Annotated in this window: 14 protein-coding genes; 7 read left to right on the top strand and 7 right to left on the bottom strand. The window is 70.1% G+C overall.

The window, feature by feature from the left end:
- Positions 1–650 precede the first annotated feature (650 nt).
- Positions 651–2,771, bottom strand: a complete 2,121-nt coding sequence (locus ACQPXM_RS31255) for an ATP-dependent DNA helicase UvrD2 (RefSeq protein ID WP_432940238.1) — start codon at positions 2,769–2,771, stop codon at positions 651–653.
- Between the two features lie 102 nt (positions 2,772–2,873).
- On the opposite strand from ACQPXM_RS31255, the gene ACQPXM_RS31260 reads away from it, so the two are divergent.
- Complete coding sequence (locus ACQPXM_RS31260; RefSeq protein ID WP_077015566.1) at positions 2,874–3,113, top strand: mycoredoxin; 240 nt, start codon at positions 2,874–2,876, stop codon at positions 3,111–3,113.
- A 58-nt stretch (positions 3,114–3,171) separates the two neighbouring features.
- On the opposite strand, the gene nudC is transcribed toward ACQPXM_RS31260, so the two are convergent.
- On the bottom strand, positions 3,172–4,095 hold the full coding sequence (gene nudC, locus ACQPXM_RS31265) for an NAD(+) diphosphatase (RefSeq protein ID WP_432940241.1): 924 nt from the start codon (positions 4,093–4,095) through the stop codon (positions 3,172–3,174).
- 43 nt (positions 4,096–4,138) lie between these two features.
- Here nudC and deoD point away from each other — a divergent pair, with 43 nt between their 5' ends.
- Entirely contained in the window at positions 4,139–4,852 is a 714-nt protein-coding gene (gene deoD / locus ACQPXM_RS31270; RefSeq protein WP_077015564.1) for a purine-nucleoside phosphorylase, read from the top strand.
- A gap of 20 nt (positions 4,853–4,872) precedes the next feature.
- Positions 4,873–5,400 carry a hypothetical protein gene (locus tag ACQPXM_RS31275; protein WP_432940245.1) on the top strand — a complete coding sequence of 176 codons (528 nt, stop codon included), beginning with the start codon at positions 4,873–4,875 and terminating at the stop codon, positions 5,398–5,400.
- On the opposite strand, the gene ACQPXM_RS31280 is transcribed toward ACQPXM_RS31275, so the two are convergent.
- Together ACQPXM_RS31280 and ACQPXM_RS31285 are read right to left on the bottom strand one after the other, a co-directional pair.
- Positions 5,401–5,949 (bottom strand): hypothetical protein, encoded by a 549-nt coding sequence (locus tag ACQPXM_RS31280; RefSeq protein ID WP_432940247.1) that lies wholly within the window; start codon positions 5,947–5,949, stop codon positions 5,401–5,403.
- A gap of 84 nt (positions 5,950–6,033) precedes the next feature.
- Positions 6,034–6,717 carry a GOLPH3/VPS74 family protein gene (locus ACQPXM_RS31285; protein ID WP_432940250.1) on the bottom strand — a complete coding sequence of 228 codons (684 nt, stop codon included), beginning with the start codon at positions 6,715–6,717 and terminating at the stop codon, positions 6,034–6,036.
- A gap of 327 nt (positions 6,718–7,044) precedes the next feature.
- On the opposite strand from ACQPXM_RS31285, the gene ACQPXM_RS31290 reads away from it, so the two are divergent.
- The 3 genes from ACQPXM_RS31290 to ACQPXM_RS31300 all read left to right on the top strand — a co-directional run bounded on the left by ACQPXM_RS31290 (position 7,045) and on the right by ACQPXM_RS31300 (position 9,274).
- Positions 7,045–7,338, top strand: coding sequence for a Uma2 family endonuclease (locus tag ACQPXM_RS31290; protein ID WP_432951124.1), 294 nt, complete (start codon positions 7,045–7,047; stop codon positions 7,336–7,338).
- Between the two features lie 87 nt (positions 7,339–7,425).
- Complete coding sequence (locus ACQPXM_RS31295) at positions 7,426–7,968, top strand: Uma2 family endonuclease (RefSeq protein ID WP_432940253.1); 543 nt, start codon at positions 7,426–7,428, stop codon at positions 7,966–7,968.
- 844 nt (positions 7,969–8,812) lie between these two features.
- Entirely contained in the window at positions 8,813–9,274 is a 462-nt protein-coding gene (locus tag ACQPXM_RS31300; protein ID WP_432940255.1) for a Uma2 family endonuclease, read from the top strand.
- Here ACQPXM_RS31300 and ACQPXM_RS31305 read toward each other — a convergent pair.
- The 3 genes from ACQPXM_RS31305 to ACQPXM_RS31315 all read right to left on the bottom strand — a co-directional run bounded on the left by ACQPXM_RS31305 (position 9,264) and on the right by ACQPXM_RS31315 (position 16,606).
- Positions 9,264–12,503, bottom strand: a complete 3,240-nt coding sequence (locus ACQPXM_RS31305; RefSeq protein WP_432940256.1) for a UvrD-helicase domain-containing protein — start codon at positions 12,501–12,503, stop codon at positions 9,264–9,266. The two genes, ACQPXM_RS31300 and ACQPXM_RS31305, sit on opposite strands and share 11 nt — an antisense overlap.
- Before the next feature lie 154 nt (positions 12,504–12,657).
- On the bottom strand, positions 12,658–15,828 hold the full coding sequence (locus ACQPXM_RS31310; protein ID WP_432940258.1) for an ATP-dependent helicase: 3,171 nt from the start codon (positions 15,826–15,828) through the stop codon (positions 12,658–12,660).
- A gap of 139 nt (positions 15,829–15,967) precedes the next feature.
- On the bottom strand, positions 15,968–16,606 hold the full coding sequence (locus ACQPXM_RS31315) for a TetR/AcrR family transcriptional regulator (protein WP_432940261.1): 639 nt from the start codon (positions 16,604–16,606) through the stop codon (positions 15,968–15,970).
- 56 nt (positions 16,607–16,662) lie between these two features.
- Between ACQPXM_RS31315 and ACQPXM_RS31320 the strand changes: the two genes are divergently transcribed.
- Positions 16,663–17,184, top strand: coding sequence for an ester cyclase (locus ACQPXM_RS31320; protein ID WP_432940264.1), 522 nt, complete (start codon positions 16,663–16,665; stop codon positions 17,182–17,184).
- Positions 17,185–17,186 lie beyond the last annotated feature (2 nt).

Here is a 17,186-nt window from a genome sequence, read left to right on the forward strand (position 1 = left end):
GATCTCTTGTCGTCCGAACCGACCACCCGGTTTGGTGGCCGGCAAACTGTGGGCTGACAAACAAAAGGGCCGCGGGACCCTTGGTGGGTTCCGCGGCCTCGGAGGTGCCGGCTGACTTCGAGAGTCAGACCGGTGGACTCCAAGATCGAGAACCCGAACCGCCACGCTTCACATCGCCGACAGCTCCGCCCTGGATCGGGGCGACAGCAGTGGCCGTGAGGACAACGGTCTCGACGTGCAGACGCGAGACGGCACCCGGGATCAGGGCGCACGGCAGCGCAGCGCCGGCGAACTTCGGCTTCATCGTCATGTTCGTCATCATTTCCCAGGCACCTCCTCTCGTTGTCGCGAACGGGCGGCAAGCTCGATCGCTGTAGTTTGAAGTTTTCGGTCACACCGGTGACCGCAGAAAGAACAGTACGCCGAGGCGCGCGAGGGCCGCAAACTATTTCTTGGCAGTTTCCGACATTGGCCGGAAGTTGCCGCCGCGACGGCGGGATCTCGCGGTTGCGGCACGCTCCGGCGCATCGCCGGTACGCTGCGAAATCGTTGCCTCTGTCATCTAACTGCCAGACCGTCTGCTGTCCGCAGAAGCCTCTTGACCAGAGTGCGGCCCGAACCCCCAAGCAGGCAACAGGTTTCTTGCTCAATTACCGGCGGGTGCAGATCACGATCACCGGTTCGCCGTACTTGGTCAGCTTGGTACGGCCGATGCCCGGGATCCGCAGCAGCTCGCGCTCGTCGGTCGGCCGGGCTTCAGCGATCGCCGTGAGCGTCGCGTCGGTGAAGATCACGAACGCCGGCACGCTCTCCTCCGCGGCCCGCTCCGCGCGCCACTCCAGCAAAGCGTCGTACAACTGCTGATCCATCGTCGAGGGGCAGTCCTCGCACCGGCCGAGCTTGCGGGCGCCGGCGTCGAGCAGGCCGCGGCCGCAGACCCGGCACTTCGGGATCGGCTTGTCCGTCCGCTCGCGGCCGGTCCGGCCCGACGGCTGCCACTCCTGGGCCGGGCGGGACGAGCCGCGGACCCCGATCGGGTCGAGGAACCGGGTCGGCCCGCGCTGACCGCGCCCGCCCGGTGAACGCGACGTCGACCAGCTGATGAACAACTGCCGCTTGGCCCGTGTCACTCCGACATAGAACAGTCGCCGCTCCTCTTCGACCTGAGCCGGAGTCTGGGCGTAGCTGATCGGCAGCGTGCCCTCGTGGGCGCCGACGATGAACACGCACTCCCACTCCAGGCCCTTGGCCGTGTGCAACGTCGCCAGCGTGACGCCCTCGGCCAGCGGCGCGTGCTGGATCGAGGCCCGCCGATCGAGCTCGGCCATCAGCTCGACCAGTCCGGCCTCGGGGTGCGCGGCGGCGAAGTCCGCCGTCATCGTCACCAGCGCGCTCAGCGACTCCCACCGGTCGCGGACCGCGCCCTTGCCGGTCGGCTGCTCCGGATTCCAGCCCGCGCCGGCCAGTACGCCGCGGACCGTCTCCTGCAGGTCGTCGCCCGGATCGCCCGCCTTCACCTGGCCGCGCAGCAGCATCGCCGCCTGGCGGATCTCGGGCCGCTCGAAGAACCGCTCGGCCCCCTTCAGTACGGCGGGGATCTTGCGCTCGGCCAGCGCCTGCTCGAAGTTCTCCGACTGGGCGTTGGTCCGGAACAGCACGGCGATGTCGCGCAGCGCCGTGCCCTCGTCCTTGAGCCGCTGGACGGCCCGCGCGACGGCGTCCGCCTCGGCGACCTCGTCGGAGTACTCCCGGTACGTCGGCGCGGGACCCGGCTCGAGCTGCGAGCGCAGCGTGACCCGACCGGGCAGTCCGGCCGGCCCGGCGGCGTCGAGGATCTTGTTCGCCACGTCGACGATCTGCGGGGTCGAGCGGTAGTCGCGGACCAGCTTGATCACGGTGGCGTTCGGGTGCTTGGAGGCGAAGCGGACCAGGTTCTCGGGGTCGGCGCCGGCCCACGAGTAGATGGTCTGCGCCGGATCGCCGACCACGCACACGTCGTCGCGGCCACCGAGCCACAGGTCGAGCAGGGTCTGCTGGACCGGGCTGACGTCCTGGTACTCGTCGACGACGAAGGTCCGGTACTGCCGGCGGATCTCGGCCGCCACCCGCTCGTCCTCGGCCAGCAGGGCGACCGCGCAGAGCAGCACGTCCTCGAGGTCGATCCGGCCGCGCTCCAGCTTCACGTCCTCGTACGCCGCGAAGACGCGCGCGATCGTCGCCGGGTCGAACGAGGCCAGCGCGCGCCCGGACTGCGGGGCGATCCGCGCGTAGTCGTCGGGACGGACGTTGCTGACCTTGGCCCACTCGACCTCACCGGCGAGGTCGCGCAGCGCGGGGGTGTCGACGCGGACCCGGCACCGGCCGGCCGCCTCGGTGAGCAGCGGGAACTTGCGGTCGGCGATCGGCGGCAGCTCCGAGCCGTAGACCTTCGGCCAGAAGAACCGGGCCTGACGCAGCGCGGCGGAGTGGAACGTGCGGGCCTGGACGCCCTCGGCGCCAAGCTGGCCGAGCCGCCCGCGCATCTCGCCGGCGGCGCGCTGGGTGAAGGTGACGGCGAGCACCCGGACCGGGTCGTAGGTGCCGGTGCGCACGCCGTACGCGATGCGGTGGGTGATCGCGCGGGTCTTGCCGGTGCCCGCGCCGGCCATCACCACGACCGGCCCGTGCAGGGCGGTGGCGACGGCCCGCTGCTCGGGGTCGAGGGCCTCGAGCAGCTCGTCGGCGGAGCGGCTCGCGGCGGCTCGTGTGATGTCACTCACGCGCTGAGACATGCGGGAACAGGACCCCTGACGGTGTGGTTCTTTCGTAGGACGGGTCAACCCTAGACGGGCCGACGGACAAGTCGGCCACGAACAGAGACGGAGCGAGCCACGATGGCGGCATTCACGATGTACTCGACACCTTGGTGCGGTTACTGCCACCGCCTGAAGGGCCAGCTCAAGCGGGCCGGTATCGAGTTCACCGAGGTCGACATCGAGCAGACCCCGGGCGCGGCCGAGGTCGTCGAGAAGATCAACAACGGCAACCAGACCGTGCCGACGGTGGTCTTCCCCGACGGCACGTCGATGACGAACCCGAGCCTCGCGCAGGTCGCGGAGAAGCTCGCGGCCTGACCCCCCAGTACGACGAACGCGGCGCCGCGCCCCTGAGGGCGGGCGCCGCGTCCTTGCCTCACCAGCTGCCCGGGAGCTCCTCGCCGTACCAGCCTTCGATCAGGCGGCGGGAGATGGAGATGTTGCCCGGCAGCGCGACGGCGGAGCTGGCGATCTGGGCGGCCAGGTCCTCGCGGCTGAACCAGCGGGCGTCGACGATCTCGTCGTCGTCCACCTCGATCGCGAAGCCGGTGGCCTTGGCGTAGAAGCCGAGCATCAGGCTCTGCGGCATCGGCCAGGGCTGCGACCCGGCGTACTCGACCTCCGGCCCGACCACGACGCCGGTCTCCTCCAGCACCTCCCGCCGTACGGCGGCCTCCAGCGACTCGCCCGGCTCGACGAACCCGGCCAGCGTCGAGTAGCGGCCCTCGGGCCAGTTCTCGTTGCGGCCGAGCAACGCGCGGTCCTGGTCGTCGGTAACCAGCACGATGATCGCCGGGTCGCTGCGCGGGAAGTGGTGCATCCCGCAGTTGGGGCAGTCGCGGACGTGCCCGGCGTCGACCACCACGGTGTGGGTGCCGCAGTTGGAGCAGTGCGTGTTGATCGCGTGCCAATTGGCCAGGCCGACCAGGTTCACCGCGATGCCGGCCTCGCGGTCGTTCAGCACGCCGCCGAGCTCGCGCAGTCCGCCGTACGACGGATCGGGCTCGCCGGGGAGGATGACGCCGAACACGGCCCGCCCCTCGGCCGTCCGCCCGGCGCCGGCCTCCCGGTCGATCCCGAGGAACACCCGCAACCCGTCCGGAGCCTCCTCCGGGACCACGAAGCGCAACGCCGTGCGCGACTCGTCGACGGCCAGCTGGTCACCGATCAGCAGCGCGACCTGCGTGTCCGGCGCGGCCCACGCCTTGGCCAGCCACTCCTCGTCCCGTCTGCGGTCAGCAGCGCGGTCGAGCACGGAACGGGACAGCGCGAGCGAACCGGGAACGATCGAATATGCCACAGCGTCAAACTATCCCGACCGGCAACCGTGAGAGCATCCCGGCATGAGTATTCACATCGCCGCCGAGAAGGGGCAGATCGCGCCGCGCGTCCTGTTCCCCGGCGACCCGCTGCGGGCCCAGTGGATCGCCGAGACCTACCTGTCGGACGTGATCCAGTACAACGCGGTCCGGAACATGTTCGGCTTCACCGGCACCTACAAGGGCGAGCGGGTCTCCGTCCAGGGCTCCGGAATGGGTCAGCCGTCGGCCTCGATCTACGCCAACGAACTGTTCGCCGAGTACGACGTCCAGACGCTGATCCGGGTCGGCACCTGCGGGGCGCTGACCGAGAAGGTGAAGATCCGCGACGTGATCGTCGCGATGTCGGCCAGCACCGACTCGCAGATGAACCGGCTGCGCTTCCACGGCATCGACTACGCGCCGACCGCCGACTACCAGCTGCTGCGCGCCGCGGCCGACGCCGCCGCCGCGGCCGGGCTGAACGTGCACGTCGGCCAGGTGTTCTCCGGCGACCTGTTCTACAACGACCGGCCCGACCTGGTCTCGCGGACCGCGGAGTACGGCGTACTGGGCATCGAGATGGAGGCCTCGGCGCTGTACACGCTGGCGGCCAAGTTCGGCCGGCGCGCGCTCGGCATCATGACGGTGTCGGACCACTTGATCACCAAGGAGGAGACGTCGGCCGAGGAGCGCCAGACCACCTTCTCGGAGATGATCACGATCGCGCTCGACGCGGCCGTCGAGGTGCCGGTCTGAACCGGTACGCCGTCACCTTGGTGAGCACTGCCCTGCTCATCGGTACCACGGCCTGCTCCAGCGACGACAACCCGTCCGGTGAGGCTCCGGCTCCGTCGACCGCGCAGTCCGCGGCCGACCGGTCGGGTACGACTTCGTCGGCTCCGGCCGACATCCCCGCGTCCCAGGTCGTGGCGGGCCTGACCGGCGCGGGCTACAAGTGCGCCCGCGACGGCGACTACGCGATCTGTACGACGGGTCCGGTGGCGGTGTGGGTGCTGACCGGCGACCACAAGCGCCCGCCGGTGGTGTCCCTGCACTCACTCGGCACCGCGGAGAAGGCCACGGCGGACATCGCCAAGGTCCTCCCGCAGGCACTCGAGATCGCGCATGTGGCTCCGGCCCAGCGGATCACCGAGTGGTTCGGCCAGCAGGCCGGCAAGACCACGGCCAAGGTCACCGAAGGCGACTGGCAGGTCGAGCTGTCGGTCGAGGTGGACACCGAGGAACCAGGTGCCCACCTGAGCCTGATGGACCGCCTGTGCAAGACCGACTGCGTTGCCGAGTGATCAGGCCGACCTGACTCGGTCGCCGAGCAACTGGGTGAACGCTTCGGCGAGGCCGGGACGCCGGCGCAAGTAGCGACGGGTGGTGCCGTCGTCGAGCAGCAGCTCGACGGCGGTCCCCCTCGCCTCGCGCCGTACGTGGGCCGATCGAACGCGGACGGCCGCAATCGTCTCCGGACCCTTGCTGACTTCCAGCAGGTCGTCGACGATCCCCATGGCCTCGGCCCGCAGCTTCCGGCGGCCGCCGCGGGTCAGCGCGCTGCCGGTCATCCAGGCGGCGCCGATCACGGTCGCGACGAACTCCGCCGCGACCAGCAACACCGCCACTGCCAGCAGCACCCCGGCGACGATCAGCAGGATCTTCCTGGCCAGGAGGAGTCCCGCCTGGTTCGCCAGGAAGGCCAGCAGGAGCGCGACGACCATCCAGATCACGCACCACACCGACAGGTCAGGTCTGGACCCCTGGATCTGCCGGGAGGTCCAGCCGTCCGCGGTGAACTCCAGATCCACCAGCCCGCCGGGCTCCGACCGAACTCGCTTCACCGTGCTCACGCCCGGCAGGCTAACCCGCATCCGGTTCAGGGCTCCCGGCTCGCCGGCACGCGTCAAGGAAGCGGACGCTGCCGGTGTCGTACGTCAGGAACCGCCGGACGTCGCTCCGGCGGTGGACGCGACGACGATGCTGGCGGTCACCGCGGCCTGCATGTCCTGGACGGCCCGGCGTACGGCGGCCGCGGCCCAGTCGGACTCGGCGATCTCCTTCGCGCGGCGCTTGAGGGCCTTGCGGTCGACCGCGTCGGTGACGATCTTCGGGACGACGTCGAGCGCGCTGAGCAGGGCGATCAGCGCGCCGATCCGCTCGTCGGGGCGGGTGCCGAGCTTCAGGACGTTCTCCAGCGCGGCGCGGACGTCGCCCTCGTGCTGCGCGTCCTTGGCCGGCCAGCGGGTGACCGGAAACAGCCCGAGCACCCTGCCCTCCGACTCCTCGAGGATGCCGCGCTCGGCCAGCCGCCGCAGCAGCGGGTCGCGCAGCTTCTTGGAGAGCTTGCCCATCACGTCCTTGGGCTTCTTGCCCGTCTTTTCGGCCAGCATCGCCAGCCGCTCGTCGAGCAGCGGGTCACCGGTCGGCGAGGCGTCGAGCACCTTCAGCCGGCCCGGCTTCACGTCCTCACCCTCGCCGGAGATGTCGACCTTGCCGAGCAGGGTCAACTCGACCACGACGGCTCCGGCCAGCGCGTAGTCCAACCCGGGCGAGCCGGCGAGCGGCTTGCCACTCTCGTCGTCGTACAGCAGCAACAGCAGGTCCTCTGCGATCAACATGTCTGCCAACCTAGAACGCCGATGCGTCCCGCGACATCCGCCGCACGGCGTACCCGGTGGATCAGCCCGCCTGTGGATAACGTCCGCGCCGGATCACGGCTTTCGGGCAACCTGAAGGTGTGAGATCCCCGCAGAGCACCCACCCCGGCGATCGCTACGAGATCGTCGACGGCCGGCTGCAGGTCACCGGCCCCCAACCACCGTCCCACCACGCCGCCGTCACCGCCCTCCTGGTCAAACTCAAGCTCGCCTGCCCACCCGATTTCCGCGTCGCCGTCGACTCCCTGCGACTTCCGACCGACTCCGCATCACACGTTTCGTCCCGACCTGCTCGTCTGCCACACCGACGACGCGGGACCGCTCTTCACGCCTCGGCTGCTGCTTGCCGTCGAGGTCCTCTCGGCTTCGACCCGCGTGACCGACGTCGTCCACAAACGCAGCCTGTACGAGGGTTTCGCCGTTCCGTCGTACTGGCTGCTGGATCCGGACCGGGAGGAGCTCACCGTGCTGGAGCTCGAGCACAACCACTACACCTGCCAAGCCGTCGTCCAAGCCGAGGAGTATCACCATGTCGACCTGCCGTTCCCGCTCGACCTCTCCCCCACGGAACTCCTGGGCTGACGGGGCATCTCGGGGCAGATCCTCTGATGCCCTTCAACAGTTGCCATTCCGGACGATCCTGGATCGGTGACCAGCGAAGGATCCCTCGTGCTTCCTCGGACGCGCGTGCCCGGCGGCTTCACGTCTGCCGATCTGGAGACGCTGCCGGAGGGGATGCGCTATGAGCTGATCGGCGGTCAACTGCTCGTGACGCCTCCGCCGCTGCTGAACCATCATCGGGTCGTCGGACACCTGCTGGTGCTGCTGTACGACAACTGCCCTGACGAGTTGGAGGTGATCCTTGGGCCGTTGGAGTTCCGCCCATCGACCGGGCATGTCCTGCTACCCGATCTGCTGGCGTGCCGCCGAGAGGATGCTGGTGCCCGAAGGGTGAGCCGCCTGCTGCTGGCCGTCGAGGTGCTCTCGCCGAGCACCCGGACGACGGATCGGTTGCTCAAGCGCGCCGTGTACGAGGACGCGGGCGTCACCTCGTACTGGCTGTTCGATCCCGAGGCGGAGGAGTTGACCGTGCTCGAACTGCTCGACGGCGCGTACGTCGAGCGAGCCGTTGTGAAGGGCAACGACGTCTTCGCGGCGGAGCTGCCGTTCGTCGTGCCGTTGGTTCCGAGTGATCTGGTGCGCTCGGCGTAGCGCAGGTGGACGACGTGCAATCGGCGACCTACTGGTCGTCACCTCGCCGCTGGTCGTCCGCGGCGAGACACCGGCCGACGTCGGCAGCCAGCCCGAACACCAGCCACGGCTGCCGACATGTCTTCAAGTCAATGGCGCGAGGTTCACGCCGTAGGTCGGCCGGTTCACGCCCTGGGTCGCCTGAGCGAGAGTTGGTCGCCGAGGCAAGCGCTGCACACCGCAGATGCCAAGACGCGCGGGAACGCCGAGGCATCCGCGCGTGCCGAGGCACGCGAGCACACTCGAACCTGAGCGTCGGCCCAGTACTCGGCTGGGTCTGGGCCGACTCGCCGAGCGGTTCGACCCGTGGTGGCGGCCAGATTTGCTCCGAGTTGGTCGGTCGTGGCGCCGCTGAGGACGACGTAGGCCCATGGGGTTCGCGACAGCGGTGCTGATCGTCAAGGCGTCGGGCGCGGGGAGCGGGCGCATCGCGGGCACGCGCAAACGCGGGGATGAGCGCACACGTGTGAGTGACACGCGAGGCACGCGCTGGTCGCCGAGGCACGCCTGGGGACGCCCAGGCACCGGGTACACGCGGGCGATAAGCCCACACGCGGTGACACGCGCTCGTCGCCGGCACACGCCTTGAGACGCCGAGACACCGCGCCCCCGCCGGAGGCCGAGCGCACGCGCGGGGGCACGCGGGGCAAGTACGGGCAGATGACGGTCTGCCCTCCCTTGGGCCTTCTCCTCCGGCGAGCGTTGACGCATGAGCGACGCTTCGGGGTGTGGATGGGTTCCTGCGGGTGACGGGTTCTCGGTGGCTGAACTGGGGAAGTTGCCGGGACGGTTGGTCTGTGAGCTGGTGGACGGCGTGCTGCTGGCGGCGCCGCGCGGCGGGCCGGCGCAGCAGGCGGTGGTGCTGGAAGTGGGGTTTCTCCTGCGCCGGAACAGTCCGGCGCAGTTCCAGGTGATGGTCGGGCCGGTGGAGTATCAACTGGGTACGCGGACTCTGCTGCAGCCCGACGTCCTGATTTGCCACGCCGGTGCGCTCCCCCGCGGTCCGGTGACCGGGCCCGTACAATTGGTGGTCGAGGTGACGTCGGATGTGACGCGGACGACCGATCAGGTGCTGAAGCGCGCGCTGTACGAGCGCGCGGGAGTCCCGGCGTACTGGATCCTCGATCCGGAGACTCAGGCGCTGACCGTCCTGGAGCTTGCCGAGGGCAAGTATGTGGAGGCGGCGGTAGTCACCGGCGGCGACAGCTTCCAGGCCGCGCGCCCGTTTTCGGTGGAGGTGGTGCCGGGCAAGCTGGTCACTCGTTGAGCAGCTCGATCAGGGCCTCGCGGGTGGGCAGGTTGTCGGGGCGGATCACGTCGCCGGTGCGTACGTAGTAGAACGCGGCGCCGACCTGGTGCAGCGGGAGGCCGACGAGTTCGGCCCAGGCGACCCGGTAGATCGCGAGCTGCAGCGGGTCGGCGGTTTCGGAGCGGCTGGTCTTCCAGTCGATCACGTCGTAGCCGCGCGAGCCGTCCGGGCGGACGACCTGGTAGACCGCGTCGATCCGCCCGCGCACCACCCGTCCGCCGATCGACAGCGCGAACGGCGCCTCGATCCCGTACGGCGCACGCTCGCCGTACGGGCCGGTGCGGAACGCGTCCATCAACTCGGTCAGGTCGGTGTCGTCGACAATGCCCTCGTCGGCGGCGCCGGGCAGGTCGTCGGGGTCGATCAGGAACTGCTGGCCGAAGTAGCTCTCCACCCAGGCGTGGAAACGCGTCCCGAAGCGGGCCGCCCGGTTCGGCTTGCGCGGCATCGGGCGGGCCAGCTCGGAGGCCAGGCCGTCCGGGTCCTTGGCGAGCCGCATCACCTGGGTCGCCGACAACGTGCGCGGCAGCTCCACGTCGTACGCCTTGCGGCTCCGGCTCTCCCGCGCCTCGCTCAGCAGCCGCTCGAGCTCGGAGTCCCAGCGAGCGACCGTCGCCTGCTCGTCCAGGAACAGCGACTCCTCCGCCTCGGCCGACGGCCCCTCCGCACGCGCCCGCTGCACCAGCGCCGCACCCTCCAACCGACGCTCGTACGCCGGCAGGTCGTACGGCGCGGGCCACGCCGCCTGCGTCTGCTCGGCGAGCTCCGGGTTCTCCTCGTTCAAGTCCGGCTGCTCGGCCCAGGCGACCACGCGCTCGCCGGCGTGCTGCTTCAGCATCTCCAGGTACGCCGAGGGGCCGCGCGGGCGCTTCTGCGTCGGGCCCCACCAGTGCCCGGTCGCGATCAGCACCTCCTTCGCCCGGGTGAACGCGACGTACCCGAGGCGGCGCTCCTCCAGCGAGTTCACCTGCTTGCACTCGTCGGCGAACGCCTTGAGCCCGGCGTTCGACAGGTCGTGGAAGTCGGGCAGCGTGTCGGCGTCTCCGCGCAACGGCCAGGGCAGCACCTTGGCGTTCGTCGTCCACTTGTCCCGGCCACGGTCGGACGGGAACACCTTGTTCACCAGCGTCGGCACGAACACGACCGGCCACTCCAGGCCCTTCGACCGGTGCGTGGTGAGCAGCTTCACCGAGTCCGCCTCGCTCGGTACGGCGAGGTCGAGGCCCGCGGCGTACTCCTCCTCGGCCGCGAGATACGCCAGCAGTCCGTCCAGCGACCCGTCCGACTCGGTCGAGACGAAGTTGCCCACGGCATCCAAAAAGGCGGCGAGGTGGTCGCGCCGGCCGGAGTCTACGTGATCCGGCGTCGCGGTCAGCTCGACGTCCAGCCCGATCGTGCTGATCACCCAGCGGACCAGGTCGAGCAGCGGCTCCCCCGCGTGCGCGCGCAGCTCCCGCAGCTCGGCCGACAACTCCTGGAACCGCTCGAGCGCCTCGGGCGAATATCCCCAGCCGGCCGGCCCGGGATCGTCGACGGCTTCCGCGAGCGAGATGACCTCGGTCGAGTCCATCCCCGCGACGGCCGCGTCCAGCGCGGCGACCAGGTCGTCGGCGGCGGGCCGCTCGCCGCCGTCGGCCAGCGCGCGGGACCGGTTCGCCAGCAGGGCCAGGTCACGGTGGCCGATGCGGTACCGCGGGCCGGTGAGAATCCGCAGCATCGCGGCGTTGGCGGTGAGGTCGTTGACCGCCTGCAGGGTCGCGACGACGTCGACGATCTCCGGCAACGCCAGCAGACCGCCCAGGCCGACCACCTCCACCGGCACCTTGCGCGCGATCAGCGCCTCGTGCACCGCGGACAGGTCGACGTTGGTGCGCATCAGGATGCCGATGTCCTTCCAGCGGCGATTTGGCAGCTTGTGCGCCGCGACGATCGAGTCGGCGATCCACTCGATCTCCTGCGAGCGGGTCTCGAAGAGCCCGACGGTGATCGCGCCTTCCGGCGCCCCGTCCGGCGCCTCCAGCGGGATGACGCCCGGGTGCTGCTGGTACAGCTCGGTCGCGTGCTGGTTGGCCGCGGCGAGGATGCGGCTCCCGCAGCGCCGGTTGACGCTCAGCACGTACCGGCGGGCCGGCGTACCGTCGGCGTTGCGGAAGTGCTCGGGGAATTCGTCCAGGTTCGCGACCGAGGCGCCGCGCCAGCCGTAGATCGCCTGGCACGGGTCACCGACGGCGGTGACGGGGTGGCCGCGACCGGACGACGGATCCGCGCCCGCGAACAGAGCGGTCAGCATGCGCCGCTGCGAGACCGAGGTGTCCTGGTATTCGTCGAGCAGCACCACCTTGTAGCGTCCGCGCTCAATCGCCGGCACCTCCGGGCATTCCTCGGCCAGCCTGGCGCCGAGCGCCATCTGGTCGGCGAAGTCGACGACGCCCCGCTCGACCTTGTACGCCTGGTACTCCTCGACCAGCTGCAGAATCTCGCTCCGCTTCAGCGCGGTCTCGGCGAGCTTCTTGACCTCGACGGTCTGCTTGCGCGCCGCGGCGACCTCCTGCCGGACCGCCTCGTCGTGGTCGCGGATGTCGTCGGCGCGCAGCAGGTGGTCGGCGAGCTCGCCGTCGAGGGCGAGCAGGCTGTTCACCAGCGTGGGGACGTGATGCGACGCGTGCCGGATCGGCCCGGCGGACCGGCGTACGACGCGGCCGGCCAACTGGTACCTGGTCGCGTCGGCGAGCACCCGGACGTCGGGCTCGAGCCCGAGCCGCAGCCCGTGCTCGGCGATCAGCGTGCCCGCGAACGCGTGGTACGTCGAGACGACTGGTTCGCCCGGCTCTTCGGGCTCCCAGTTCGGCACGTTCTTGCGCAGGTGCGCGGCCAGAATCGGATGCTGGTCGGGTGGCAGCGTCGACCCGAGCACACCGGCCTTGGTCAGGTCCTCGCGAATCCGGACGTCGAGCTCGTTGGCCGCCTTCTTGGTGAAGGTCAACCCGAGCACCTCCTCCGGCTTCACTTGCCCGGTGCAGATCAGCCAGACCACCCGAGCCGCCATCGCGGTCGTCTTGCCGGAACCCGCGCCCGCGACGATCACGCCCGGCGCCAGCGGCGCAGTGATCGCCTCCAGTTGCTGGTCGCTGAACGGAATCCCGAGCAGGTCGACCAGGTCGGCGGTGCTCTCCAGCTTGGCGGCCATCAGCAGATCTCCGAAGAAAGGACAGACAGGCAGTCCGGGCCCGGCACAGGACGCGCAGACGCAAGCCGAGCCGGCACGAACCGCGGAGGTGTGAACTGTGGAGGACGGGAGGGACCAAGAAAGACACGGCCGGGGTCGGCGGTCGTGGATCGCATCAGACGATCTCCCGTCCTTCCGGTTGGATCGGGCACAGACCTCGGACGTCGCAGCGGCTGCAGCCGTCGTTGCGTTTCGCGGTGAACTCCTCCGAGCGCACCATCGCCTCGGCGTTCTCGACCGCTTCGTCGAGCCACGTGCGGCCGTCGTCGTCCGGCTCCAAGGGCGCCTGCGCCTGGACCTTCGGCAGGCCGATGTCGTCGTGCCGCAGTTGGACCAGCTCGGCGCCGCCGCTCTCCGCGTCCTCGCCGAGCAGTTTCAGCTGCCGCGACGCGATCGCGCGCTGGTAGATCGCCAGCTGTACGTGTCGCTCCAGCGCCGGCTTGGTCGGCACCGTGCGGCCGGTCTTGAGGTCGATCACCCGGATCTTGCCGTCGCCGTCCTGCTCGATCCGGTCCATCCGGCCTTTGACCTGTACGCCCGGCTTCTCCTCGTCCGGCAGCAGGACACTGAAGTCGACCTCGCTGCCGATCAGCTTGCGGTCCGGGCGGCCCTGGTGCCACGCGACGAACCGACGCAGCGCCTGCTCGGCCTCGACCCGCTCCCGGTCCGAGATCCAGGTCGACTCGAACTCCAGCTGCGTCCAGACCTTGTCGAGCCAGCCGTTCAGCTCGTCGGCGTCCGGCGGCAGTGTGCCGGTCGCGACCGCGTCGGCCAGCGTGTGCAGCACCATGCCGAACCCGATCGCCGACGTACTCGGCGTCTCCCCACCCGCTCGCCGCTGCAGGAACCAGCGCAGCGGGCAGTCCACGATCGTCGACAGCGCGCTGCCGGACAGCGGCACCGGCTCGTCCTCGACCGCGATCGGCCGCTCCGACTTCGTCCGCTCACGCACACCCCACCAACGCTCCGGATCAGCCGTCGGCACCAGCGCGTAGCCACGCTCGTCGACAGCATCAGCCAGTACGGCGAGCCGATCCGCCGCGACCCGCTTCAACGCCGGCGACGACGCCGGATCCGCCAGCACGCAGCGCAGATCCGCGACCAGGCCGGACAAGGACAAGGGACGTCGCGGCCGGCCGGCGACCAGCTTCAACGGGATGTCCAGCTCGGCCAGCAACCGCGACGGCTGCTCCCCGTCGGCCTCCGGCGCCTGCACCGCCGTGACGATCAGCCGCTCGCGCGCCCGGGTGATCGCGACGTAGAACAACCGCCGTTCCTCGGCCAGGATCGCCCCGGCCGACAGCGGCTCGACCAACCCGTCCGGACCGAGCCGGTCAGGCTCCAGGAGCGATCCACGCCGCCGCAGATCGGGCCACTGCCCCTCCTGCACGCTCGCGACCACAACAAGCCGCCACTGCAGCCCTTTCGACCGGTGCGCGGTCATCAACTGCACCCCCGCCTCCCGGTACGTCGCGTCGTACCGGTTGTCGGCGGCGATGTCGAGGTTTTCCAGCTCGCTGAGGAACGCCGAGACGCCCTTGAACCCGACCTGCTCCTCGGCCCGTCCGGCCGCGTCGAACAGCGCGCACAACGAGTCGAGATCCCGGTTCGCCGCACGCGCGACTTCGCCGCCGCTGTTCGCCTGGCCGCGCAACCGGCGCAGCCACGGCGACTCCGACCACAGCGACCACATCACCTCGTCGGGCGCGGCGCCGGCGATCACGATGTTCCTTGCCTTGAGCAACCGTTCGCCGAGCGCCACGAACCGCGCCTCGGCCGGCGAGGCCTGCTCGTCCAGCATCAGCGGATCCAGCAGCGCCTCGCGCAGCAGCTCGTCCGACGACCGCGGCAGCCGTTGACCCCCCGCGGCCTCCCGGTCCCGCTTGCGCAGCACCCGCGCGAGCCGGCGCAACTGCCCGGCATCCATCGCGCCCAGCGGCGACAACGCCAGCGCCCGGACGACGTCCACGGTCAAGGTCGACGGATCGGCGACCGCCCGCAACGCCAGCAGCATCGGCCGTACGGCGGGCTCGCGGGACAGCGGCAACTCGTCACCGGCGACGTCGACCGGGATGCCCGCGGCCGGCAGCGCGCGCCGCAACGGCGGGATCGAGATGCTGCCCGACCGGACCAGCACCGCCATCTCGTGCCAGCCGACGCCGTCCTGGACGTGCGCCCGGCGCAGGATGTCGGCGATGTGCTCGAGCTCGGCGCCACTGGTGGAGTACAGGTTCGCCTCGACCTTGCCCGGGCCGAAGACGCAGCCGCTCGCGTCGGGATTGCGGAACCGGTCGAAGGTGTCGCGGTCGAGCGTGCCCGGTACGCCGAGGCGGTTCACGACGTTGCGGGAGACGCGCAGCAGCGTCGTACCGAAGCGTCGGGTCGTCGCCAGCGCGATCTGGTCGGCCGGCTCACCGTTGACCTTCGGGAACTCCTCGGTGAAGCGCAGCAGACCCCGCACGTCGGCGCCGCGAAAGGTGTAGATCGACTGGTCCGGGTCGCCGACCACGACCAGGTCGCGGCCGTCGCCGGCGATCGCCTGCAGCAGCTTGGTCTGGCCGGGATCGGTGTCCTGGTACTCGTCGACGAAAACGACCTTGAACTCCTCGCGCAGCTTCGCCCGGACCTGCGGCTGCTGGGCCAGGATCACCGCCCGGTGGATCAGCTCGGAGTAGTCCAGCACCTGCTCGTGGTCGAGGATCTGCAGGTACTCCTCGAAGAAGTCGCCGACCGCCACCCACTCCGGCCGGCTCGCCGACTGGCCGATCGCGGACAGGTCCTCCGGGTCGAGCCCGAGCTGCCGCGCCTTGCCGATCACCGCCTGCACCTCGTCGGCGAATCCGCGCGTCTTCAGCGCCGGATGCAGGCTGCTCGGCCAGTGCACCACACCGACCTCGCGGCTCCCGCCGAGCACCTCGCTCAACCGCAACGACTGCTCCGGCCCGGACGGCAGCCGCAGCGGGACGTCGAACGCGTCGGCCGGCGTGAACCTGCGCAGCAACGCGTAACAGAACGAGTGGAACGTCATCGACGGCATCACCCGCGTCGTCTTGCCCAGCCGCCCGGTGATCCGGTCCCGCAACTCGGTCGCGGCCTTGCGCCCGAACGTCAGCACCAGCACCTGGTCAGGGCTCAACCCGCGATTGGCCACCCGGTCGACAACGGCCTCGACCAGCGTCGTCGTCTTACCCGTCCCCGGCCCGGCGAGCACGAGCAACGGCCCACCAGGATGATCGACCACGGCCTGCTGATCAGCATCCAGCACCGGCGCAGGAGTGGGCCCCACCACTCGCCCTTCCGGCTTCACCAGCCGATACCGGGACCCTGTTCTGCTGACCACGAACACATCCCATCAGACGCCACCGACAAACCGCGAAACACACCCGCCGCGTTGGTGAGGTCGGTCGCTCAGCGGACAGCCGTGGTCAATCGCAGAGAGCCGAGACGAGGGTCCGCGTGAGCCAGGTCGTGTAGCGATCCAGTGTCCAGCCGCGGTTGAGCACGAGCAGCTCGTAGAGCTCGACGGAAATGTAGGTCCACAGCAGATCGCGCACCTCGTCGACGTCCAGGTCCGCGCGCAACTGGCCGGTCGAATGCAGGTGAGTGGCGAGCATCGTCATCCCGGTGAGGCGCTCGGTGAGCAGGTTCTGCCAGACCTCTTCGAGCGTCTCGTCGACGTGCCGGCCGTCGCGGATCAGGATCTGTACGCCGGCCGACCGGACCTGGCGCGCGGCCGCCGCCTCGGCGTACAGGGTGACCTTGGCGCGTACGTCGGGCTCGGCCTGGATCGCCTTCGCATCGGCCCGCTCCGCCACCGGGACCGGCTCGTCGTCGCCGGCGATCACCCGGTCGAACACAGCCTTCGCCAGTGCGGCTTTGGTGCCGAACCCCTTGTAGACGCTTTCGGCCGAGACCCCCGCAGTCCGGGCCACCGAGGCGATCGTGGTGGCACGAAAACCGTCTCGCGCGAACAACTCCTGGGCCGCGGCCACAACCGCCCGGCGCCGGGCAGCCGCCTGCTCGCGCCGGCCGGACGCGTCGTACGACCTCTTGACTTCTGCCATCGCCGGTTCCACTCTGATTTTGGGGACAGTCGCACTGTATCTAATTTGGAGGGGACATGAACAGCACCGTGGCGAGCGATCCGCGGACCCTCGCGGTCCGGAGCATCCTGATGATGGCGGACGGGGACCGCGCGACCTTCGACGAGGTGGTGCATCCGGCCGCCGTCAACCGGGAGGACAAGGTCGAGCCGCCGGCCGCCCGCACGCCCGGGCCGGACGGCTTCTGGGCGACGGCCGCCTGGCTGCGATCCGCGTTCGCCGACCTGAGCTACCAGGTCCACGATGTAGTTGCTGAGGGCAACATGGTGGCGGTGCGGACGACGATGAGCGGGCGGCACGTGGCGCCGTTCGTGGTGCACGCGGAGGACGGGTCGGTCGACACGGTGTTTCCGCCGACCGGGCGGACGTTCGCGGTCACCCAGTCGCACTGGCTGCGGATCGAGGACGGGCTGGTGATCGAGCACTGGGCCAACCGCGACGACCTCGGCCAGGCGAGTCAGCTCGGTTGGGTCCCGCCGACACCGCTCTACCTGTTCAAGATGGCTCGGGCGAAGTCGAAGGCCCGCCGCGCCGCCTGACG

It is taken from the genome of Kribbella sp. CA-253562 (assembly GCF_050942265.1).
GTDB lineage: Bacteria > Actinomycetota > Actinomycetes > Propionibacteriales > Kribbellaceae > Kribbella.

Excerpts from the sequence above, each read along its gene's own strand:
- ACQPXM_RS31320 (WP_432940264.1), top strand. The coding sequence starts at position 16,663 with ATGAACAGCACCGTGGCGAGCGATCCGCGGACCCTCGCGGTCCGGAGC.
- ACQPXM_RS31260 (WP_077015566.1), top strand. The coding sequence starts at position 2,874 with ATGGCGGCATTCACGATGTACTCGACACCTTGGTGCGGTTACTGCCAC.
- ACQPXM_RS31285 (WP_432940250.1), bottom strand. The coding sequence starts at position 6,717 with ATGTTGATCGCAGAGGACCTGCTGTTGCTGCTGTACGACGACGAGAGT.
- ACQPXM_RS31305 (WP_432940256.1), bottom strand. The coding sequence starts at position 12,503 with ATGGCCGCCAAGCTGGAGAGCACCGCCGACCTGGTCGACCTGCTCGGG.
- deoD (WP_077015564.1), top strand. The coding sequence starts at position 4,139 with ATGAGTATTCACATCGCCGCCGAGAAGGGGCAGATCGCGCCGCGCGTC.
- ACQPXM_RS31255 (WP_432940238.1), bottom strand. The coding sequence starts at position 2,771 with ATGTCTCAGCGCGTGAGTGACATCACACGAGCCGCCGCGAGCCGCTCC.
- ACQPXM_RS31315 (WP_432940261.1), bottom strand. The coding sequence starts at position 16,606 with ATGGCAGAAGTCAAGAGGTCGTACGACGCGTCCGGCCGGCGCGAGCAG.